Here is a 22,214-nt window from a genome sequence, read left to right as displayed (position 1 = left end):
TTTATGCTCTATTGATCGGTGAATCCATACAAAATATTTTTTTTTGAAATGAGAAAGTAAATTGAAACAACCAATATTCTCAATTAGGCGCTTACCTTCCAGCAAAAGAAAAAAGGTATATCTTTGACCCACAATTAACTGGTTGCCATTACAGTTAATTCTATATCTGGTAACATAAAAAATTTACGCAATACCAGATAAAACAAATACTGGTTCAACCTCAGCATGTTTGTGAGTACCCCAATTGCACTCCAAGCTAAACTTTATACTTTAATTAAATCAAAAATGAGGAAAACAGGTATTGTTCTATTGTATGTTTCGAGCATTTTAATGTTTATTGGAGGTCTAGGAGATCAGTTTATTACCCATTATTTGGATGTCCATCTAAATTATCTTGGAAATCCAGAGGACTCCGAACTATTTAGAAAAGCAGAAAGTTTATCAATGCTAATGCTACATTCCGCAGGTGGTGGATTAATGTCTGCGGGAACATCCATGTTCGCTTTAACGCACTTTGGAATCAGAAAAAATTTATCCTGGTCCACTTGGACCTACCTTTTTGTGGCTCTAATTGCACAGGGCATAAATGGTTATGGAATGTATTCAGCCGGATCTCATTTTTGGTATCCTATAATTGTCTTGTTTTTAGCTATTTTGGGGATACTTTTAACACTATTATTTTCTACCACCAATGGAAAAGGTAAAAATTGAATTCGAAATGGAGCCGTTAAACGGCGAACTCCCCTACAGATTACTGTTGTTGGCCGACGAATCGAAACCGGTAATTGACACCTACATAAACCATTGTGAAGTTTTTATCCTTGAACAAAAACATAAAACCATAGCAGTAGTCGCCATTGAACAACTTAATAAATCGGTGATCGAGATAAAAAATATTGCTGTTGACAAAGCATATCAAAATAAAGGCATTGGCAAAAACATTATAAATTGGGTAAAGCGATATTATCAAAAAACGGGGAAGCAGGAAATTTTGGTAGGCACAGGAGATGCATCTGTTTTACAACTATTATTTTACCTAAAATGTGGTTTCGAATTGGACTCAATTAGGAAGTCGTTCTTTTTAAAAAATTACGATATGCCCATTTACGAAAACGGAATTCGATTAAAAGATATGATAGTGCTCAAATTAGTCCTTTAAAACACTACGCGACAATTAAACTGTAATTTTTGCACATCTTTTTGTTGGATATAACACAAATCCGATAAGCCTTCTTTCTCCTCATCCCATAAAATTTGTGGAACTTTGCATTTAAAACCATAGCAACATGAAAGAGAATACATATCCCAAGTCCTTATCCCATATCGGAATAACGGTTCCAGACATTAAAAAAGCTGTTGAATTTTACGAAAACGTTATGGGTTGGTATGTTATAATGCCTCCATCCACAGTAAAGAAAGAGACCGACACCGCCATTGGACAAATGTGCATAGATGTTTTTGGAGAGGATTGGGAAGAATTTGAAATTGCCCACATGTCCACTTCGGATGGTATTGGAATTGAACTGTTCGCCTTTTCACACGGAAAAAAAGAAGCTCCCGAGTTTAATCCATTCAATACTGGACTTTTTCACTTTTGCGTGCAAGATCCGGATATTGAAAATTTAACCAAAAAAATAGTCGAGGCCGGCGGTAAACAGAGAATGCCCATTAGGGAATATTATCCCAATGAAAAACCGTATAAAATGGTCTATGTGGAAGATCCTTTTGGGATTGTCTTTGAAATCTACACCCATAGCTACGAATTGACCTATTCTTCTGGGGCTTATCAAAAATAAGGTTCGGTAATTCGTTATATTTATGGTAAAATAATCGGGACAAACCATTTTTGCCATAATCAAAATGCGCCAATTAATCGATAAACCTTATCTCTATTTTTTGCTCGCCATACCCTTATTCTTGGTAATTGCGTTATGGCATGGGGATGATGTTTTGGATGTAAGCCTTTACGACACTTATTACGTTGCCTCCTTTTGGGACCTTGCCATTCTTGCCTGCATACTTTTTGGAATTATGGGCTTGGGGTATGCATTGATGAAAGAGGCCGGAAGGAAACAATTAAATCGTTTGATCTGGATCCATGTAGGCTTCACTTTTGGAGGGATTCTACTGGTCTGGATATTGAGCGGATTTTATCGGACCGATATTATGGAATATAAATTCAATAACTATCTAAGTGCCGTCATATCGGTCCTGGTCTTGCTAATACTTTTAGTTCAATTCATATTTCCGATCAATATAGTTTATGCGTTAACGAGAGCTAAATCAAAATAAAGGCTTCCAATATGGATTCAAAAACAAGTATAAACACATCATTGCGCTAACGTGCAGTATCCGGAACACAAGACATGTGGTCTTTACGAGTGCCCAACCATTATATTTCCATTTAGCAACACACAAGAACCTGATTTTTTACTACTTTTAATGTAAGCACCTCCAAAATTGAAGATAAAATACAGAAATAGACACTTGAACATAAACCTAGCTTTGGGCATGGTGTGGTTATTTTGGTTTATTACTATTTACTTTTCTTCCGAAGGAACTGATTGGCATGATTACGGTTTAGGCTTATTTTCCATGATCTATTTTGGCTTGTATTTATATCAAAGACAAAACAAATACCTCACCATCTCGGACGGTTGGATCAAAAAGAATTCACCTTTTGGAAAAAAAGTAAAGCTTGGGGAGGTTGATCGTATCAGAAAATTTGCGGGCGACTATATCCTAAAAACAGATTCGAAAGAATTTGTAATAAACACTTTGATCATAGCTCCCGAATCCATCAAAGATTTGGATGGAGAACTACAAAAACTGGATGTTGTATGGTACTAAATACTGTTTACAATGGTACATTCCTCTAAAATTCCATTTCCACCATGTTAATCAGCAAAAGACAGATTTTTATTCTTTTTTCGATTGCAGTTTTGTTGGCCGTACCCTTTGTGGCCATGCAGTTCTCATCCGAAGTAAATTGGTCGTTATTCGATTTTATCGGCGCCGGCATTCTACTTTCGATCATAGGTTTTACCATTGATTTTGTACTCTGCAAAACCCGATCTCGCAATAAAAGACCCCTTATACTTTTAGCCATATTTATTTTGTTTTTATTGGTTTGGATCGAATTGGCCGTAGGTCTATTTAACACTCCCTTTGCCGGCAATTGATGTCCTGTGCCGTATACTTTCCATAGCGGGCACAACATTCTAAAATTTTTGTTAAATGCACTCGTTTTGGTTAAATCGGAGACAGAACCGCTCTCGGATTTGATAAATTTTGTAGATATTTAAGGTTTTTAATAGGCAGGAATGGGCAAAAGGAAGAAGCAGGCCAAAGTATTACGAATCTTTCGAAAAGTACATAGAACCACAGGAGCTTTACTATTTATATTTTTCTTTATTATTTCAATCTCTGGACTTCTTTTAGGGTGGAAGAAGAATTCCAACGGTTATATTCTCCCGGAAACACAAGAAGGAACCTCCACCAATTTAAAGGAATGGCTTTCCATGGACAGCCTGCACACCATTGCATGCAACACCCTACATAGCAAGGTCTCCAAAGATTTAGATTTGGCTTTGGACCGAATAGATCTTAGACAGGAAAAAGGCTCCGTTAAATTTGTTTTTATAGATTCTTTTTACGAAATCCAATTGGACGGGGCAAACGGGAACGTTCTTTCCATCGGCCAAAGAAGATCCGACTTTTTAGAAGCCGTACACGATGGGTCTTTACTAGACGATTACCTATCCACCGATGGCTATATTAAACTCGGGTATACCACTGTAATGGGAACCTCACTCTTGGTTTTTACCATAACCGGATTTTGGTTGTGGTATGGCCCAAAGCGGATGAGAAAAGGAAAAAAATCTTAATTCCATAAAAAAACCGTCCCTATTTTGGGTAAGGACGGCATCTATCTGTTAATTTTAATAGATTACCCTTTGATTTTCGTGGGGGGAACAGTACCGTATTTGTCTATAAGATAAACCAAACTTGCCATTGTTGCCGCGCCAAGTTCCAACTCTCGTTTATTTACATGTTCAAAAGTGTCGTTTTCTGCGTGGTGATGATCAAAATAACGCTGCGAATCGGGTCGTAAACCAGCAAGTACAATTCCATCGTTTTTTAAAGGGCCAATATCGGCACCACTGCCTCCTTCTTGAAAGAGATGAATCAAATATGGTTCAAACAAACTTCTCCAGCCCTGGATCTGTTTAAGGTTTTCCGGGTCGGCATCTATGGAAAAACCCCGTGGCGTAAATCCTCCGGAATCACTCTCAAGTGCAAAAATATGCTTCTCCTTTTTACTCTGGGCCACTTTGGCATATTCCTTACCGCCTCGCAAGCCGTTCTCTTCATTCATAAACAATACAACACGTAGGGTTCGTTTGGGTTTATAACCGGTTTCCTTCAACAGCCGTAACACATCCATACTTTGTACGCATCCGGCCCCATCATCATGTGAGCCATCCCCCAAATCCCAGGAATCCAGATGCCCACCAACCAGCATAATTTCATCGGGATAGGTACTGCCCGTTATTTCTCCTATCACGTTATAGGACATAACATCGTCCAATTGCTTGCAATTTTGTTTAAAATAAAATTTTGCATCCGGATTTAGCTTTAGAGTGGTACTTATAAGCTCGGCTCCCTTGGTGCTTATGGCCGCCGCTGGAATCCTCTGGTTTACCGGAATATTTCCATAGGCCATAGATCCTGTGTGCGGGTAATCGTCCAATCTAAGGTTCAAGGAGCGTACAATAACTCCCACTGCCCCATATTTAGATGCTTCTGCTGCTCCAGAATAGCGTTGATCCGCACAACTGGCATACGCAGAAAAGGTGTTTATTTTAGTTGGATCCATGGGGCGGTTGTAAAAGACTATTTTGCCCTGTATGGCTTCTTTGCCCAATTTCTCAAGGTCTTCTATCCCCTGTACTTCGACCACGCTGGCCTTTAAACCTCCATCCGGTGTAGCAACCGAACCACCGAGCGCACAAATGGGTACATTGGTGGTTAAGCCTGGCTTGGTCTCCAAATAAGCAAATTCAGGTATGCCCCTAACCCATTTTGGCACCATTACAGGTTGCAACCAAACTTTGTCCAATCCGAGCAGTTCTAGTTGGGCCTTGGTGTAATCTACAGCTTGTTGTGCCTGCACGGACCCGGATAACCTCCCTCCTATTTGATTGGACAAGTGATTGAGCCAATCATAAGCTTTACCGTTGGTCAAGGCTTTGTCATAGATTGCCTTGATTTGTTTTTCATCTTCGTTCTGAGAAAAAAATGGTGTACTGACGAGAAAAATGGTCAAAAATAAGATTGTTCTCATGGGGTTTCTTTTTCCAGTTGTTGTTTAAACATTTCCAAGTTAGCTTTTATTTCATCGTCAAGCTCGGGTTCGCGAATATCTTTGTACTTTTTTAACGCTTCCAACATAATGGTGGCCACTATTAACCTTGCCGCTTTTTTATTGTCCGCAGGAATTACATACCAAGGTGCGTGTTCTTTAGCTGTTTTGTTCAGAGCCTCTTCGTAGCATGCCTCGTACGTGTCCCAAAGCTTTCTTTCCTCAAGATCGGCAGGTGAAAATTTCCAATTTTTTCGCTTAAGCTCCAATCTTCTCAACAAACGTTGGCGCTGTTCTTCTTTGGACAGGTGCAGGAAAAATTTAAAAATAATGGTTCCGTTCTCCGCAATGTGCCTTTCAAAATCATTGATTTGCCTGTAGCGTTTGGCCCAAAACTCATCGTCAATATCATTCACGGTTTGAACGTTGGGTAGATTTTCGCCCAAAATATATTCTGGATGCACCTTTGTGACCAACACATTCTCGTAATGTGTCCTATTAAAGACCGAGAACTTTCCCCTTTCGGGCAGTGCAATATAATGTCGCCAAATATAGTCGTGCTTTTTTTCTTTTGCAGAGGGCACCTTAAAACTGTGAACTACAACGCCACGAGCATTAAAATCCTTAAATACTTCACGAATTAGACTATCCTTCCCTGCTGTATCTATTCCCTGTAAACAAACCAGCACCCCATATTTGCCGTGGGCATATAACGTATCCTGGAACTCTCCCAAGTCTTTACGGACTTCCCCCAGTTTCTCCTTTAACTCTTTGTCGGATAGGTCAAAATCTTCATGGGTCGCTAATTCAGAGAGTTTAATAGTATCCTTTATCCTATATTCTTCTGTTCTGATTTTTTTCATGGGAATGAATATAATTCTTTTTGCTTATACCTTCAACTGTAACCCAATCAGTGTATTTCATCGATATTTTGACCTCTTGTACCCAAAGTTGGTTATTTAATCGATCTAATTCCCCGTTTAGGTGCTGTACATGTAACTTTAGAAAAATCAGTGACGCAAAGTCCCAAATCTAAAAGCGTTATGAAAAGGAAGAACCTACTTCTACTAATAGTCTTTGCTATTGGTTTAATAGCTCTTTTACTATTGAGCTCCTTTAGCAAACCCGCCAATGCTTGCCAGTATGCAAGTTCCAATCTGGAATACATCAAAAGTAAAATAGAAGATGCTGCAATGTCCAAAGACCTGAACATGGCCAGGTACCACGCTTACAAGGCATTGAACGGAATCGAGAAGACCAAGGATAATTTTTTGGATTGTGGTTGTGAAGGTGCAATTGAAAGTCTTGAAACCACACTTTCCATGTTAAAATCGGCGACCAAGGCCAGTGATTATAACAACTCAAAATTGGAATTGCACAAAGCTTTAGAGACTACGATCATCGGCATTAAAGTCCTAAAGGATTTCGAAAAAGAAACCTCCAGTGAGTACGGAAGCAACGTATTGGTAATGAACACTTCGGATGTCCTGGATTTTGACGATGGCATGATGTTGACACAAGGCTCCACGGTAAAAAAACAGGTCCACCAATGCCTTTTGGGCTTTGAGTCTTCATTGAACAAAGTGGTGTCCGATGTAGATTGCGAAGATGCCCGAAGGTTTATTACGAATATTTATGAGGAATCACGGTTAATATTGCTCAATACCAAACTATCCCAACATAAAAAAGAATACCACCAACGCGTAAAAACTTTAACAAAAGAGGCCCTAACGGAATTGGAGAATTGCCAGTAAATTACTTGCTGGCAAATAACTTCACATCCTCTTCGGATACCTCCTTACCACCTAAAATGATCAAACGCTCCACTACATTTCTGAGTTCCCGCACATTGCCCGTCCAGTCATAACTTTTGAGCAGGTCTATCGCCTTTTTGGAGAACGTTTTTTGCCCGGTTCCTTGTTCGGATGCTATTTTATTGGAAAAATGCTCTATGAGCAATGGTATATCATCACGCCTATCATTAAGGGTCGGTACCTTGATCAAGATTACCGCTAAACGATGATAAAGATCTTCCCGGAATTTTCCGTCCTCGATCTCTTTTTTTAAATCTTTATTGGTAGCCGCCAGCACGCGAACATCCACCTTTATATCCTTATCGGAACCCACACGGCTTATCTTGTTCTCTTGGAGGGCACGCAAGACTTTTGCCTGTGCCGAAAGACTCATATCCCCGATTTCGTCCAAAAAAATGGTCCCCTTGTTGGCTGCTTCAAATTTTCCTGCCCTGTCCTTTACCGCAGAGGTAAATGCACCTTTCACGTGCCCAAAGAGTTCACTCTCTATCAATTCGGATGGAATCGCCGCACAATTGACCTCTACAAATGGCGAAGAAGAACGCGGGCTTTTTTCGTGCAGCCAGTGCGCTACCAATTCCTTTCCGGTACCATTGGAGCCCGTAATAAGCACTCTTGCATCGGTCGGGGCCACTTTTTCGATCATCTCCTTTATTGATCCAATTTCATTGCTCTCACCGATCATTTCATAATTTTTGGATATTTTTTTCTTGAGCACTTTGTTCTCGACCACCAACTCTTTTCTATCCAAGGCATTCCTAACCGTAGTAAGCAATCGATTAAGGTCCGGTGGTTTGGAAATATAATCATAGGCACCCAATCTCATGGTATTCACGGCGGTATCCAGATCACCGTGGCCGGAAATCATTATAAATGGTATTTCGGGTTTAATTTTTTTAGCGGCCTCCAAAACTTCGACACCGTCCATTTTTGGCATTTTAATATCGCAAAGTACAAGGTCGAAATCTTCTTTTTTGATCAAATCGATCCCTGCTTTGCCATCCTCGGCCTCCACTACATTATAATCATCGCTCTCTTCTGCCAATATTTTCACCAGTACTCTTCTAATTGCCGATTCATCTTCGATCACCAAAATTTTAGACATATGCTACGTTTTAAAAAATTCCAATTTTGAAACCAGTCCTAATATAAAAATTTGACTCGTCATTCAATAAATAAACCTTGCCTTGATCATCATTTCTTAACATTCCTTCTTGAACAATGGTTTTCCCCAACATGGCAAAAATGGACATCCGCTTGGAAATATTGTACTGATATACCAAAGTTCCCAGTAAAGAGGTCAACGATATTTTTGAAGCCACCTGACCATTCTCCAGTTCAATTCCGTTCTGAAGATTTATGAAGTAACCATCCAATAATAATGCCATTTCCAAAGAGTGCCTGTTGTTGATGTGATGCTTAAGACTGGATTTAGGTATCCCGAAGGTAAACGACCAATTAGGATGAAATTTTCTATAGTAATTCACCAATGGCAATGGTACCGGCAATCCTGTTGTGCTGTTGTAGGTTAAACCAAGTACAATACGGTAAGGTTTATCCGCATCGGCCCGTTCCTTCCAAAAAGTAGCGGTTGCGTTCATAAAAAAATCGTCTGTAATGGTACCGCTAACAAAATTAGAGGCAAATCGAGGTGTAAGTATGGTCACCAAGTTCCAATTTTCGTTCCATTTGGTTATAAACCCCAGGTTCAAATCAAGAACATGAAATCGAATCAACTCGCTTTTATCGAACGGCAGATCGGCGGAATATCCCATATCGAAACGGTTATATTCCAATCCTGTGATCAGGTAATCTTTTTTCTCGTTGAGTTTTATGGGCAAATTTATCAACGCTTTGTACCGCTGTGTCTTTATCCCTGTATCATTTTCAGGAATATTCAGATACTCCACCCTCAAAATATCCGTGCTCTGCGCGCAAAGATTGGAACTGCTTAGTGTTACAATGAAAGCGAACCACTTCCAGATTGTACTATGATGAACTATGGTTTTTATGTCTATTTATTGTTTAGGCTGAATAATATGTATATCGCGCTGCGGAAAAGGAATACTAATGTTGCTCTCCTTGAACTTGGCATTGATCTTATATCTCATCTCACTTTTTATCCGTGGATCCCTAAAGGTATCATTGGTAAAGAAATACACGGAGAACATAAGTGCGGAATCCCCAAAATCCTCGAATAAAACAAAGGGTTTGGGGTTTTTGAGTACCTGTCGTTGATTATGGGCCACTTCTTCCAATATTTTGGTCACCAAATCCACATCGCTCCCATATGCCACACCCACACTAACCTTTTCGCGAGTGGTTTTATGGTTTTGGGTGTAGTTGTAGACAATATCACTTATAAACTTATGGTTGGGGAGAATAAGAACTTTGTCGTCGCGGGTAATGGCCCTAGTGGTTCTTAATTTGATCTCGAACACCTTTCCCACTTTACCGTCCACCTCTACTACATCGCCTACTTGGAGCGATTTGTCCACGATTATAAATATTCCGCCAAGGATATCCTTGAACAACTCCTGCAATGCAAGGCCAAGCCCTACAAAAAGTGCAGCCGATGCAGTAATGATCAGGGTGATATCCACCCCGGCCGCGCTCAATGTTACAAGCACAGCCACCAGATAAATCACATAATTGATAAATTTAAAAACGCTGGAGAATTTTTGTTTGTCCTCTTGTTCCATCTTCCTGGTAAAGATGTTGCGCAACCATTTAAGGATAAACTTTGTGGCGATCAATGTCACCGTTAACAGTAGGAGCAGACCTATGGTAAGGTCAATGGATTTTTCACCTTCACCAAGATGGAACCCCAAGTCGAGGAAATCCTTAATGGTCCCCCAAACATCCTCCTTAATAATTTCTTTTATGTCCTCTGCGCCTTCTTGCATAAGATCCTAATATCTTAACCATTTAATCAATTCCTTGTACGTAGGTTTTTTACCGTACATTAAAATGCCTGTTCTATAAATCTTGGCCGCCAACGATACAATACCAAAAAAGGTTATGACCAACAACAAAATCGAGGTGATAAACTGCCATAAAGGTACGCCGCCCTCACCAATCCCGCCCGGTAATCGCATCAACATTACAATGGGCGATGTTAATGGAAACAATGAAAACCCAACTGCAATGGGCCCGTGAGGATTGCTAAAAACAGAAAAGAATCCTACATAAATAGCCAACATTAAAGGTAATATAATAGGAAATATAAATTGCTGTGTATCCGTCTCATTATCCACTGCCGCACCGATCGCCGCATAAATGGAACTATATATAAGGTAACCGAGAATAAAATAGATAAAAAAGGACACAATGAGCAACCCCCAAGGAATATCGTAGATTTCCTTGGCATACAGCATCATTTCGGTGTCCATTGCCCCCAATTGCGACATGCTTCCCATCGGCCCTGCGGGCATTGCCGATTCCCCAGAAAGTGCCGAGAGATCTATCCCAAAAATTAGAACAGCGACAAACATTAATGCCGATGCAGAGACGATCCAAATGGAAAACTGTGTAATCCCTGCCAAAGAATTGCCTATTATTTTTCCCAGCATCAACTGAAATGGTTTTACCGAAGATATGATCACTTCTATGATCCGGCTGGTTTTCTCTTCGATCACGCTCCGCATAACGAACCCACCGTAAATGATAATGAACATCATAATCGCATAACCAAAACCACCTCCTATAAATGCCTTGATCTCATTGATTCCCTTGATACTTTTTTCGCCTTCAAATGTTGACAGGTTGATCTCAAAGGATTTTTCCACGCTCGAGAACTGTTCTGCCGATACCCCGAGCTTTCGCAAACGATCTTGTCTTAATTTTTTTTGAAAAACGGCTTCCAATTCTTTTGTTACGGATGTATTGGGATTGTCCTTGGTAAACAGATAACTATTTTTGGCAGCTTCTTCCACCGAAGGTAGATTGGGTATGTACAACAATCCATAATACTCCAAGGAATTGGTAGAATCTTTGGCTTGCTGCAAGGCCAAATCATCAAAATAAACGTAGGAGATACTTTTTGAAGGCTTTAATTCATCCAGAAAAAATGCACTTTCGTTAAGAACCGACACGACCCTTGTTTCATCATCATTGATCTTTGCCAAATAAGCGATTAGCACGATCATCCCAACAATTAGAAGTGGACTCAATATCGTCATCACTATAAAGGAACGATTTCGGACCTTGGCCAAATATTCCCGTTTTATGATCAGTCCAAGCTTACTTGCCATTATCCTTGCTATTTACGGTTTGTATAAAAATATCGTTGGCCGAAGGAATGGTTTCTTCAAACCTATTTATGTTGGTGGTTTTGGAAAGTTCTGTCAAAATTTCACCTGTTTGGGACGACGGTAACTGCACCTTAAAATTAACCTGTTGCTCAACCTCATCAATATCCGAGGAAAGTATATTGAATTTTTCCTTTAGTGTTTGCAGGAATATAACAACGTCCGATTCCAATTGTACGCCCACATTAAAAATATTGTTCTTGTATGCCTTTTTGATGTCGGATAGCTTCCCATCCAATATTTTCTCGGATTTATGGATCAAGGCAATGTGCTCGCAAAGTTCTTCGACCGATTCCATCCGGTGGGTAGAGAAAATAATCGAAGTTCCATTTTCCTTTAATTGCAGAATTTCGTCTTTTATGATGTTTGCGTTTATTGGATCGAAACCACTAAAAGGTTCATCAAAAATCAACAACTTTGGCTCGTGCAATACCGTTACAATAAATTGAATCTTCTGGGCCATGCCTTTAGAGAGTTCCTGAATCTTTTTATCCCACCAATCCCCAATATCCAATCTATCGAACCAATATTTTAATCGAGTCTTGGCCTCGCTCTTGGACAGCCCTTTTAACTGTGCCAAATAAAGGGCCTGCTCCCCTACCTTCATGCTTTTGTACAAGCCCCTTTCCTCGGGCAAGTACCCTATGGAAGCGATATGCTTTGGCGCCAACGGCTCTCCATTTAAAAAAATTTCTCCGGAATCTTGGTGCGTAATCTGATTAATAATTCTAATGAACGAGGTTTTGCCCGCACCATTGGGACCCAATAGTCCGTATATGCAGTTCTTGGGTATTTGAAGAGATATGTTGCTCAAGGCAGTATAGTTGCCGTACGATTTGGTCACATTTTCGGCAACAAGGATATGATCCATGTATAGTATTTTTTCAAAGATATGTATTTGCAGATAACCTGCATTTTCTATAAAAACAAAAACCCACCCTTAAAAAAATCAAGGATGGGAAAAAAATTGCTATGAAAAAGAAAATTAGATATCGGTCACCCAACATCAGTTTCAAATATACGTTTTTTATTTAAACAGAAGGTTTTTATTCTTAAGAGAACATGTCTTTTACCTTTTCAAAAAAGGATTTATCCGATTTTTCGGGACTTGGGGCAAAGTTGTCGTCGCCCTGCATACGTTCAAAAAACTCCTTCTGCTCTTTATTTATGTTTTTAGGGGTCCAAACGTTTACATGCACCAGCAAATCACCACTGCCATAGCCATTTAGGCTATTGATTCCCTTTCCTCGGAGTCTCAAAATTTTTCCCGACTGAATACCGGATTCCAATTTTATACGAACCTTTCCGCCAATAGCGTCTATTTCTTTGGAACTTCCAAGAACCGCTTCTGGCATACTTATATAAAGGTCGTAATGTAAATTGTCTCCTTCGCGCTTTAGCGTTTCGTGTTCAAGGGTTTCAATGGCTACCAAGAGGTCACCTGCGATTCCGTTTCCGGGAGCATCATTACCCTTGCCGGATACTTTTAATTGCATACCGTCCTCTACACCTGGTGGAATTTTAATGGAAACTGTTTCTTCTTCCACAATTAATCCCTGTGCATCTGCTCCTGCAGGCTTTTTATCAATAGTTTGTCCGGCGCCGCCACAAGTGGTACATGTGGTCGCCGTTTGCATCCTACCCAATATCGTATTGGTGATCTTGGTAATCTGTCCGGTTCCATTACAAGTGGGGCAGGTTTTATAGGTAACTCCCTCTGCTTGTCGCTTGCGTCTTACTTTTACCTTTTTCTCTACTCCATTGGCAACTTCCTCTAGGGTGAGTTTTACACGGATGCGCAAATTGCTCCCTTTGGTTCTTCGCTGTCCACCGCCAAAACCGCCAAAACCACTGAATCCACCTCCACCAAAAGCACCGCCAAAAATATCACCGAACTGACTGAAGATATCGTCCATGTTCATACCTCCGCCACCAAAGCCTCCACTGCCATCGAACGCGGCATGGCCAAACTGGTCGTATTTTGCCCTTTTGTCCGGATTTCCCAATACCTCGTATGCTTCGGCAGATTTTTTGAACATTTCTTCTGCTTTGGCATCGCCTGGGTTTTTATCCGGGTGGTACTCGATTGCCTTTTTCCTGTAGGCTTTTTTTATTTCTGCGGCCGAAGCTCCTTTGGATACTCCTAATATTTCGTAATAATCCTCCTTCATACACTCTTAGTTTCCTACTACTACTTTTGGGTGTCTAATGATACGATCTCCGAGCTTGAACCCTTTTTCGACCACATCGATTATTTTCCCTTTCATTTTTTTGTCCGGTGCAGGAATTTGGGTTATGGCATCGTGCACTTCCGCATCAAAAGTATCCCCTGGTTCGGCCTGCACAGGCTCCAATCCTTTGTTTTTCAGGGTCTCTTTAAATTTATTGCTGATAAGTTCCACACCTTTGAACATTTCCTTATCCTCGGATTTGGAGAGTTCTTTCAAGGCTCGATCAAAGTCGTCCAAAATGGGCAACAATGCCACCATGACTTCTTGTCCTGCCGTTTTGAACAGATCCATACGTTCTTTGGACGTCCTGCGCTTGTAATTTTCAAATTCGGCAAAGAGTCTTAAAAATTTTTCTTTCTCTTTGGCCAAATCTTCACGTAGTTTTTCTTCCTCGGACAATTCTTCATTGTTTTCTTCCGTGTCGCTGGTTTCTATATGATCATCGTTCAGCTCAGTACTCTCTTCGGTTTGCCCTTTTTTAGGCTCATCTTCTATTTCCTCAACCTTACTTTTATTGCTCATGTTCAATTGTTTTATTCGAATTTGAAGTGGCAAAAGTACTGCCAATTGTCCAAAAATGTCAAAATGTCACCGCAAATCATAAAAAAAGCCGCCTAAGCGGACTTTTCCCATCAATATCGTCATAAAGTTAAATATGTCTATGCCTCTACAGAAGCTGGAACATCCGAGGCTTCTGAACTGTACAAGCTCCTTAATGCTTGGCAAATGTTCACGTATTGAAATGTGAAACCTTCTTCCTCGATTTTTTTACTGCTCACCCTTTGGCTGGACAATACCAAGGCTGACATTTTACCCAAAATTGCCTTCAATAAAAATGCCGGGATGTTTGGCAACCATAAAGGCCTGTCCAATATTTTTGCCAATTCCTTGGTCATTTTGGTATTGGTAACCGGATTTGGTGCGACCCCGTTATAGATTCCTTTGAGGTTGTTTTCCACGGCAAACACGAACATTTGTGCCAAATCTTCGATATGGATCCAAGATTGCCATTGATCACCACTGCCCAAGGGCGCCCCAACAAAGTTCTTGACCGGTTGCGACATTTTGGGCAAAGCTCCTTCATCTTTGTCCAATACGATTCCAATTCTTATTTTGGCCACGTCTATGTCCAACTGTTGAAACGAGTCGGCCTCGGCCTCCCACTTTTGGACCACATCGCCCAAAAAACCGTCGTCAACTTTGGTCTCGGTCTCGTCGTAAAAGTCACTTATGGAATCTGGGTATATCCCAACCGCCGATGCAGAAATTAGGCATTCAACTTCCTTGTTATTGGATTGCTCCAATCCATTTTTTAAGGTTTGCAGACTATTAATTCGGCTTAGGAGAACTTTTTTTCTGTGATTTGGCGTCCAACGTTTAGCAATGGTGGTACCTGCCAAGTTTATTATTGCTTGAACATTTTTAAAGCAATCCAAATCTATTTCTCCTTTGGAAGGATTCCAATAATAACCTTGAAAATCCTCTTGGGAGGTAATCTTGTTTTTACTTGTGGTCAAATAATTTACGGGTATTCCTTTATCGTGAAGTACCTTTACAATGGCCTGCCCGACCAAACCCGTAGCTCCTGTTATCAACACCTTCATAGCAACATTTTGTACAAATTTACAGGTTTAATCGTCTGTTGATCAGACCTTAATTTAGGTTTAACATATTTGTTTAAACTTTAGTGCCAAACAGCCCTGTAAAGCACCATGGGTTAACAAATTGTTAGGAATCACATCTTTATAGCCCTTAACATTTCTCTTTTTCCGGGTGGTCCAGGCAACCTTTCCACGGTAAATCCAACAGCCTGCATCGCCCTTCTTACACTACCTTTTGCCGCATACGTGACCAATACGCCCTCTTGCTTGAGTGCATTGTGCATGATCGAGAAAATTTCTTCGGTCCACAGGTCGGGTTGCACACGTGCCCCGAATGCATCAAAATAAACAAGATCGACAAGGTTTTCCTCGTCGATCTGCCTAAAATCCTTTTTTTGTTTGAGCAACGAAAAATCCGGTGTTATAGCTACCTCTTCTTCCCAGTTGGAACTATGCATTTTATTAAAAGATGCTTCAACATTATCTGCACCCAACTGACTACAATAATCCAGAGCGCTTATTTCATCCACAGAAACAGGAAAGGCCTCTACTCCAATATAATCGACCGTTAGTTGTTGTTTGGCAGCCTCCAATAAGGTAATAAGTGCATTAAGCCCTGTACCGAAACCAACTTCCAGAACGGTAATGGATGTATTGTTGAACAACCGCAGCCCGTGTTCAATAAATACATGGTAAGCTTCTTGCACTGCGCCATGTTTGGAATGGTATTGTTCGTTCCAATCCTCTATTTGAATGGTCTTGGAACCGTCCCCTGTCGTGATTATTCTTCGTTTCAAGGCTGGTTTGCGATCAAAACACCATCAGCTTCGAACCTAAGTGTTCTTTTCGGGGCGGTGATCTGGGCCAATTCTTCTTCAGAAGCACCCTCGTCCTCAGCATAGTGTTTTTGGTCTTCTACGGACATTTCTTCTAAAAATGCGGCGCCGTTCATCACAACTTTCTTACCCGCAGCATCCTTGGGCACAAAAAAGCCATAATCCTTAAACCGGACAAACACTTCCTCATCGGATTCAAGTTTAACCTTCATCCAACATCCTTTTGCCTGGCAAACTTCTTTGATTTCACCGATCATTTGGGTCTGAAGCGAATCTTTCTCTGAAATTTGATCAAAAGGTGCAGCGGTTTTGGACGCTTTTCCAGAAACCTGGAATTCCTGACCGAAATAATCCCCTTGTATCGTTTCTTGTTTACAGGAGACAAAAAGAACTCCTACTAAAAATACAGTAGCAATTGTGTTAAAATATCTCATTTTTGATAACATTTAAGTAAATGTAGATTAAGTATAACATTTAGATTTGTGAATCGTCCAAAACTAACAATAAATAGCTAATTTTAACACTGTAAATGTAAGTGATATGGAAACAATGGCTAACAAAATTGCTATAGAAAAGACTAAATCTTCAAAAATCCAAGATATTGATTTTGACAATCTTTCCTTTGGAAGTGTCTATTCGGACCATATGTTGGTTTGCGACTATAAAAACGGCGAGTGGAACACTCCAAAAGTGGTTCCTTACCAACCTATTACGCTTGATCCTTCGGCCAAAATCTTCCATTACGGACAGTCCATTTTTGAGGGAATGAAAGCCTACAAGGATGAGAACGGGAAGGTTTGGCTCTTTAGACCTTTGGACAATTGCAAAAGATTGAACAAATCAGCACAACGTTTGGCGATTCCGGAAATACCGGAAGCCTATTTTATGGAAGGGCTACAAACCTTGATCCAATTGGAAAAAGATTGGATTCCTCAAAATCCCGGAAGCTCTTTATACATTAGACCGTTCGTTTTTGCATCCGGCAATGGTTTCCATGCATCTCCTGCGGACGAGTACAAATTTATAATTGCCTGTGCGCCTTCTGGATCTTATTTTTCAGGTAGAGTAAAAGTATTGATCGAGGAGACCTATTCCAGGGCAGCAAACGGCGGTGTTGGCTACGCCAAGGCGGGCGGCAACTATGCCGGGCAGTTTTACCCTACCAAACTTGCGGCCGACAAGGGTTACCAGCAAGTAATCTGGACAGACGACAATACCCATGAATTTATTGAAGAAGCGGGCGCTATGAATGTTTTTGTGAGGATCAACGATACATTGATGACAGCACCTACAAGTGATCGTATTTTGGATGGTATCACAAGAAAGAGCATTTTAAAAATTGCAGAGGATGAAGGCATAAAAACCGAAGTCCGTAAAATTTCGGTACATGAACTTGTTGAAGCTGCAGAGAACGGATCCCTAAAGGAAATGTTCGGAGCAGGTACCGCAGCTGTAGTATCTCCTATTTCTGGATTCGGCTACCATGGAAAGGATTACGAACTTCCCGAAGTGGATAACAGCTACGCGTCCTTATTGAAAAAAAGAATCACGGATATTCAATATAACCGATCAGAAGATAAATTTGGATGGCGACACGAAGTCATCTAACAAAAAAGGCGCCGTTTCGGCGCCTTTTTTATTTATCCATTATCGTTTGAATATCCGGTCTGGTATAGTTTGGCCCTTTGAGCACTTTCCCGTCTTCCCTATAAATAGGTTTCCCATCCGCACCAAGCTTGCTCATATTGCTTCGCTGTATTTCCTCGAACACCTCTTCAATTTTGTATTGCATACCATGTTCCAAGATCGTCCCACATAAAATATACAACATATCCCCCAAGGCGTCGGCCACTTCCACCAAATCGTTATTGTTGGCCGCTTCCAAGTATTCCCGATTTTCTTCGTCCATTAAATTAAATCGCAGTAGATTTTTTTCTTCTCCCAAATTGGCTTTTGGCTGTTGGGAAACTCCAAGCCCAAAAGAATTGTGGAATAATTCCACGGCTTTTATTTTACTTTCCATTATCTAATTTTGATTTAGCTTTGCATAAAAATATAAAATATGTTCAGTACAGGACAGATTGTTTTTGCAGCTTTGTTTTTTATTGCTTTTGTGGCAATTATCTCCCTTTCTTATCGAAAAGACAAAAAATTGCACAAAAAAAATTATAAAGGTGTTATCTGGATTCTTGTTTCTTTTCTGATTTTCATAGTTACACTGTTCCTTATTAAATTTTTTCTCAAAAATTAACAGATTAATTGCAATCGCAACAAAAATCCTCATTTTCACAACATTAGTAGCACTTGGATTTCGTTCTTATAGGAAAACCCGTACTTTTGTTTAACATTATTTTAGCACCTAACCTAAATGACTGTTTTTCTTAGTATACTTTTCGTATTGCTCACCATTAACGCCATTCTTTTGATTTTCAGCGTAAATGGTGCCAAGGAGACATTTACAAAACCGATTCGTAAAATTTCCGAATCTGCCACTACCAAGCTTTTTCCTCGGGAGTCTTTAGAAACCGAATACAAAAAAGCGGTTTAGTTTGTAACTTTGAGGCATGAAACAGGCCTTACTTGTTTTTTTAGGAGGAGGATTTGGCAGCGTATTGCGCTATCTAGTATCAAAACCTCTCAATTCCATTTCTCAGAATTTCTTTGTCGGAACTTTTACAGTTAATATTTTGGGCTGTCTTATCATCGGGCTTGTTTTAGGTTTTTCTGCTAAAGGCGATATACTCTCCGAGAACAACAGCCTATTATTGGCCACAGGTTTTTGTGGTGGCTTTACCACTTTCTCCGCATTTGCTTTTGAAAAGCATACATTTTTAAAAAGTGGCGATTACCTTAATTTCGCTATTTATATGATGGCCAGTATTATCCTTGGTATCTTGTCGGTTGTTTTAGGTTTATGGTTAACCAAACAACCCTAGCCGTTACAAACCAAATCATATTAGTTAATTTTTGTTAAATATTTAACATTTTATGGGTTGAATCAGCTTTTTTATGAAAAAAATCAAAGTTTTAACACCATATGTTAACATAAGATCAACAAATAATTGATAAAAGTTTATTATAAATTGGATACCCCTAAATTATTAGGGGTATTTTTTTTATAGTAACAAAAATCACTACAACCACCCCTCTTTTTACAGCCCCTTTGTTTAATTAAGATATATTTGAAACAACAATTAACTACTTAATTATGAAAAAAGTCGAGGCAATTATTCGAAAATCCAAATTTGATGAGGTTAAAAAAGCCTTACATCAAATTGAGGTCAACTTCTTCAGTTACTGGGATGTAACAGGAGTTGGAAATGAAAAACTTGGACACGTCTATCGTGGTATATCGTACAGCACTAGCGAAATACAACGAAGGTATTTGGTTATCGTGGTCAGCGATGACTTTCTGGAAAAAACCGTGAATGTTTTATTGGATACGGCAAGCACTGGTAATGTTGGTGACGGAAAAATATTTGTCTCCGATGTGATCGAAGCCTATCGAATAAGGACCAAAGAAAGCGGAAGCGCAGGAATCAACTAACACTAATAGCCAAAAACTTAAAAACTTAGATTATGATTGTACAAGAACAAGAAGCAATAGACAAAGCCGTGGAAGCCATTACAGGCGATATGGGAGCTTTATGGATAACCCTTGCGGCCATTTTGGTATTTTTTATGCAGGCAGGGTTCACCTTATTGGAAATTGGTTTTACACGCAGTAAGAACACCGGCAACATCATCATGAAAAACATAATGGACCTGGCCGCTGGCTCCGTTATGTTCTGGGCCGTAGGTTATGCCATTATGTATGGCAGCGACCTTGTAGGTGGCGGTTTTTTTAGATCCAGTCCGTCAGATCAGGGGTACTTCTTTTTTAGTGCCGACGATTGGTACAACCTTTTCTTCCAAACAGTTTTCTGCGCGACCGCAGCAACCATTGTATCGGGTGCTATTGCGGGTCGGACCAAATTTTCCACGTATCTAATTTTTTCTGTTATCCTTACCACACTTATCTATCCTATCTCCGGTAGCTGGTACTGGCCTTTCGACGACGATGCCTGGCTCAACACTGCAGGATTTGTTGATTTTGCAGGTTCTTCGGTAGTACACGCCGTTGGTGGTGCGGCAGCTTTGGTGGCAGCGATACTAGTAGGACCCAGAATCGGAAAATATGTAGATGGCAAGGCACAAGCAATTCCCGGTCACAACATGGCGTTCGGTGCATTGGGTGCTTTCATCCTCTGGTTAGGATGGTTCGGGTTCAACGGAGGTTCACAATTGGCCTGGGGCGGAGATGATACCATTGGAGCCACTAGTGTAATCATCAACACCAACCTGGCTGCTGCAATAGGAGCCATAGCCGCCTTGTTTTTTACATGGGCAAGGTATGGGAAAGCCGACATTTCCATGACACTCAACGGTGCTTTGGCCGGTTTGGTAGGTATTACTGCTGGATGTGGTTCAGTTAATGCATGGGGAGCTCTTGCCATTGGTTTGATCTGCGGTCTAGTAGTGGTAGTGTCCATCGAACTTATTGATAAAAAACTTAAGATAGATGATCCCGTGGGCGCGATTTCAGTTCACGGAGTATGCGGTTTCCTTGGAACTGTTTTAATCGGCCTATTTGCACTTGATGGCGGATTGTTCTACGGAGGAAGCGGAAAACTTTTATGGGTACAGACCTACGGGTCATTGGCCTATATTATTTGGGCTGCCGTTGCATCTTTTATAGTTCTCTTTATTTTAAAGAAAACCATTGGGCTACGAGTGTCCGAACAAGAAGAAATTGACGGCTTGGACATTCACGAACATGGCGTGGAAGCCTATCCGGAACACATTTCTCAAGATAAATAGCCCTACAAATAACCAAAGATTGCCAAAGGAAACGGAGCGTTCTGCCAAACGCTCCGTTAAATAACCTTTTCAAACACAACTCACTATAAAACAACTAACGGTCCTTAATAAAAAGGACAACTTAAAATGATCATGATATGAAAACGATTATGAATACAAATTTCGGAAAAATTATGGCGATTGCCATAATTTCAACACTATCATTTTCTGTCTCTGCACAGGAAGAAGAAACCACCTCCAAGTTTAGCCTTAGCGGGTCTGTTGATGCTTATTACAGAACTACCTTTAAGGATGCTGGAGAAGCGGATACCGCAACTTTTACATCCTTTGCCAACCAAACTGGTTTTGCACTGGGCATGGCCAATCTTGTAGGCACCTATGACATGGGAGACACTGGTGTCGTAGTTGACTTGGTTTTTGGACCTAGAGGTACCGAGGCCACTTTTGAAAATGATGTACTTAACGGTATCATCAACCAGGCCTATGTGTATTGGAATGTCTCCGAAGGTACGACCTTGACCATGGGTCGTTTCAACACCTTTTTAGGGTATGAGGTTATCGCCCCACAGGCAAACTTTAACTATAGCGTTTCTTACCTGTTCTCCAACGGACCATTTTCGCACTTGGGCATAAAAGCAGATTTTGCCCTATCGGACGATGTAAGCTTAATGCTTGCGGTAATGAATCCATGGGATACCAATGATATTAGTGATTCTGGTGAATACTCCTTGGGTGGCCAACTAGGTTTTTATGATCAATTCCTGAACCTATATTACGATAGTGGAAAAAGTGGCGGCCTTGGTTTTGAAGTTGATTATACCGGTGGATTTGATGTGACCGAGGATTTCTTCTTCGGCATCAATGCAGCCTATAACGACAATTCCGAAACAGGAACTGGTTTTTATGGAGCTGCGATCTACCCACAATTGACGACTTCCGATAGTTTTGCCATTGGGCTTCGCGGTGAATACATGACCTTCACTGATGATGCCCTTGAGGACGACTCCCCAGTACTTGGTTTAACGTTGACCGGAAGTTTTACAAAGGAAAATCTAATAATAAAACCTGAGGTACGCTTGGATACTTGGGGCAATGACCTTGAGCCCTATGCGGATGGCGACGGAGGTTTTACCAGTAATCAATCTTCATTTTTGATCGCTGCGATCTATTCCTTCTAACCTCAATGCTAGTTAAAAA

The 22,214-nt window shown here is 40.5% G+C and carries 27 protein-coding genes; 14 read left to right on the top strand and 13 right to left on the bottom strand.

Annotated features, from left to right (window positions below):
* Positions 1–285: 285 nt before the first annotated feature.
* From AB9K32_RS09765 to AB9K32_RS09735, 7 genes are all read left to right on the top strand, one after another.
* Positions 286–711: a hypothetical protein gene (locus tag AB9K32_RS09765; protein WP_369885063.1), complete on the top strand. Its 426-nt coding sequence runs from the start codon at positions 286–288 to the stop codon at positions 709–711.
* Entirely contained in the window at positions 692–1,159 is a 468-nt protein-coding gene (locus AB9K32_RS09760; protein ID WP_369885062.1) for a GNAT family N-acetyltransferase, read from the top strand. Before AB9K32_RS09765 ends, AB9K32_RS09760 begins: the two co-directional genes overlap by 20 nt.
* Positions 1,160–1,286: 127 nt before the next feature.
* Positions 1,287–1,796: a lactoylglutathione lyase family protein gene (locus AB9K32_RS09755; protein ID WP_369885061.1), complete on the top strand. Its 510-nt coding sequence runs from the start codon at positions 1,287–1,289 to the stop codon at positions 1,794–1,796.
* Positions 1,797–1,860: 64 nt separating this feature from the next.
* Positions 1,861–2,292 (top strand): hypothetical protein, encoded by a 432-nt coding sequence (locus AB9K32_RS09750; RefSeq protein ID WP_369885060.1) that lies wholly within the window; start codon positions 1,861–1,863, stop codon positions 2,290–2,292.
* Between the two features lie 195 nt (positions 2,293–2,487).
* On the top strand, positions 2,488–2,850 hold the full coding sequence (locus tag AB9K32_RS09745) for a hypothetical protein (RefSeq protein WP_369885059.1): 363 nt from the start codon (positions 2,488–2,490) through the stop codon (positions 2,848–2,850).
* 44 nt (positions 2,851–2,894) lie between these two features.
* Positions 2,895–3,182 (top strand): hypothetical protein, encoded by a 288-nt coding sequence (locus tag AB9K32_RS09740; protein WP_369885058.1) that lies wholly within the window; start codon positions 2,895–2,897, stop codon positions 3,180–3,182.
* A gap of 141 nt (positions 3,183–3,323) precedes the next feature.
* Positions 3,324–3,887 carry a PepSY domain-containing protein gene (locus AB9K32_RS09735; RefSeq protein WP_293294238.1) on the top strand — a complete coding sequence of 188 codons (564 nt, stop codon included), beginning with the start codon at positions 3,324–3,326 and terminating at the stop codon, positions 3,885–3,887.
* Positions 3,888–3,949: 62 nt separating this feature from the next.
* On the opposite strand, the gene AB9K32_RS09730 is transcribed toward AB9K32_RS09735, so the two are convergent.
* Positions 3,950–5,347, bottom strand: a complete 1,398-nt coding sequence (locus tag AB9K32_RS09730) for a M20/M25/M40 family metallo-hydrolase (RefSeq protein WP_338193504.1) — start codon at positions 5,345–5,347, stop codon at positions 3,950–3,952.
* Complete coding sequence (locus tag AB9K32_RS09725) at positions 5,344–6,228, bottom strand: PPK2 family polyphosphate kinase (RefSeq protein WP_224835218.1); 885 nt, start codon at positions 6,226–6,228, stop codon at positions 5,344–5,346. Before AB9K32_RS09725 ends, AB9K32_RS09730 begins: the two co-directional genes overlap by 4 nt.
* A gap of 180 nt (positions 6,229–6,408) precedes the next feature.
* Here AB9K32_RS09725 and AB9K32_RS09720 point away from each other — a divergent pair, with 180 nt between their 5' ends.
* On the top strand, positions 6,409–7,119 hold the full coding sequence (locus AB9K32_RS09720; protein WP_369885057.1) for a hypothetical protein: 711 nt from the start codon (positions 6,409–6,411) through the stop codon (positions 7,117–7,119).
* Position 7,120: 1 nt separating this feature from the next.
* Here the strand turns inward: AB9K32_RS09720 and AB9K32_RS09715 are convergent, their stop codons facing one another.
* The 10 genes from AB9K32_RS09715 to AB9K32_RS09670 all read right to left on the bottom strand — a co-directional run bounded on the left by AB9K32_RS09715 (position 7,121) and on the right by AB9K32_RS09670 (position 16,591).
* Positions 7,121–8,284, bottom strand: a complete 1,164-nt coding sequence (locus AB9K32_RS09715) for a sigma-54-dependent transcriptional regulator (protein WP_369885056.1) — start codon at positions 8,282–8,284, stop codon at positions 7,121–7,123.
* 10 nt (positions 8,285–8,294) lie between these two features.
* Positions 8,295–9,089 (bottom strand): DUF6268 family outer membrane beta-barrel protein, encoded by a 795-nt coding sequence (locus AB9K32_RS09710; protein ID WP_224835221.1) that lies wholly within the window; start codon positions 9,087–9,089, stop codon positions 8,295–8,297.
* A 108-nt stretch (positions 9,090–9,197) separates the two neighbouring features.
* A complete protein-coding gene (locus AB9K32_RS09705; RefSeq protein ID WP_252079149.1) occupies positions 9,198–10,085 on the bottom strand; it encodes a mechanosensitive ion channel family protein in 888 nt (295 codons plus the stop codon).
* Between the two features lie 6 nt (positions 10,086–10,091).
* On the bottom strand, positions 10,092–11,432 hold the full coding sequence (locus AB9K32_RS09700) for an ABC transporter permease (RefSeq protein WP_369885055.1): 1,341 nt from the start codon (positions 11,430–11,432) through the stop codon (positions 10,092–10,094).
* Positions 11,422–12,360 carry an ABC transporter ATP-binding protein gene (locus tag AB9K32_RS09695; protein WP_252079147.1) on the bottom strand — a complete coding sequence of 313 codons (939 nt, stop codon included), beginning with the start codon at positions 12,358–12,360 and terminating at the stop codon, positions 11,422–11,424. The genes AB9K32_RS09700 and AB9K32_RS09695 overlap by 11 nt, the downstream gene beginning before the upstream one ends.
* Positions 12,361–12,541: 181 nt before the next feature.
* Positions 12,542–13,660, bottom strand: coding sequence for a molecular chaperone DnaJ (gene dnaJ, locus AB9K32_RS09690; RefSeq protein WP_224835225.1), 1,119 nt, complete (start codon positions 13,658–13,660; stop codon positions 12,542–12,544).
* 6 nt (positions 13,661–13,666) lie between these two features.
* Positions 13,667–14,242, bottom strand: a complete 576-nt coding sequence (locus AB9K32_RS09685) for a nucleotide exchange factor GrpE (RefSeq protein WP_224835226.1) — start codon at positions 14,240–14,242, stop codon at positions 13,667–13,669.
* A gap of 137 nt (positions 14,243–14,379) precedes the next feature.
* Positions 14,380–15,324, bottom strand: a complete 945-nt coding sequence (locus AB9K32_RS09680) for a TIGR01777 family oxidoreductase (RefSeq protein WP_252079144.1) — start codon at positions 15,322–15,324, stop codon at positions 14,380–14,382.
* A gap of 131 nt (positions 15,325–15,455) precedes the next feature.
* A complete protein-coding gene (gene mnmD, locus AB9K32_RS09675) occupies positions 15,456–16,118 on the bottom strand; it encodes a tRNA (5-methylaminomethyl-2-thiouridine)(34)-methyltransferase MnmD (RefSeq protein WP_369885054.1) in 663 nt (220 codons plus the stop codon).
* Positions 16,115–16,591, bottom strand: a complete 477-nt coding sequence (locus AB9K32_RS09670; protein ID WP_252079142.1) for a DUF4920 domain-containing protein — start codon at positions 16,589–16,591, stop codon at positions 16,115–16,117. Before AB9K32_RS09670 ends, mnmD begins: the two co-directional genes overlap by 4 nt.
* Positions 16,592–16,697: 106 nt before the next feature.
* Here AB9K32_RS09670 and AB9K32_RS09665 point away from each other — a divergent pair, with 106 nt between their 5' ends.
* The gene (locus AB9K32_RS09665) at positions 16,698–17,765 is read left to right on the top strand and encodes a branched-chain amino acid aminotransferase (RefSeq protein WP_293294220.1); all 1,068 of its coding nucleotides are present in this window, start codon (positions 16,698–16,700) and stop codon (positions 17,763–17,765) included.
* A 28-nt stretch (positions 17,766–17,793) separates the two neighbouring features.
* On the opposite strand, the gene AB9K32_RS09660 is transcribed toward AB9K32_RS09665, so the two are convergent.
* A complete protein-coding gene (locus AB9K32_RS09660; RefSeq protein ID WP_338193492.1) occupies positions 17,794–18,180 on the bottom strand; it encodes a nucleoside triphosphate pyrophosphohydrolase family protein in 387 nt (128 codons plus the stop codon).
* A 345-nt stretch (positions 18,181–18,525) separates the two neighbouring features.
* On the opposite strand from AB9K32_RS09660, the gene AB9K32_RS09655 reads away from it, so the two are divergent.
* The 5 genes from AB9K32_RS09655 to AB9K32_RS09635 all read left to right on the top strand — a co-directional run bounded on the left by AB9K32_RS09655 (position 18,526) and on the right by AB9K32_RS09635 (position 22,195).
* Positions 18,526–18,705, top strand: a complete 180-nt coding sequence (locus tag AB9K32_RS09655; protein WP_224835233.1) for a hypothetical protein — start codon at positions 18,526–18,528, stop codon at positions 18,703–18,705.
* A gap of 16 nt (positions 18,706–18,721) precedes the next feature.
* Positions 18,722–19,093 carry a fluoride efflux transporter CrcB gene (crcB, locus tag AB9K32_RS09650; RefSeq protein ID WP_369885053.1) on the top strand — a complete coding sequence of 124 codons (372 nt, stop codon included), beginning with the start codon at positions 18,722–18,724 and terminating at the stop codon, positions 19,091–19,093.
* Between the two features lie 272 nt (positions 19,094–19,365).
* Positions 19,366–19,704, top strand: a complete 339-nt coding sequence (locus AB9K32_RS09645) for a P-II family nitrogen regulator (RefSeq protein ID WP_224835235.1) — start codon at positions 19,366–19,368, stop codon at positions 19,702–19,704.
* Between the two features lie 32 nt (positions 19,705–19,736).
* Complete coding sequence (locus tag AB9K32_RS09640; RefSeq protein ID WP_369885052.1) at positions 19,737–21,017, top strand: ammonium transporter; 1,281 nt, start codon at positions 19,737–19,739, stop codon at positions 21,015–21,017.
* 137 nt (positions 21,018–21,154) lie between these two features.
* Entirely contained in the window at positions 21,155–22,195 is a 1,041-nt protein-coding gene (locus AB9K32_RS09635; protein WP_369885051.1) for an outer membrane beta-barrel protein, read from the top strand.
* The last annotated feature ends 19 nt before the right edge of the window (positions 22,196–22,214 follow it).

It is taken from the genome of Allomuricauda sp. XS_ASV26 (assembly GCF_041224615.1).
Classification (GTDB): Bacteria; Bacteroidota; Bacteroidia; order Flavobacteriales; family Flavobacteriaceae; genus Flagellimonas; species Flagellimonas alginolytica.
This window is presented reverse-complemented; position numbering and strand designations above follow the sequence as displayed.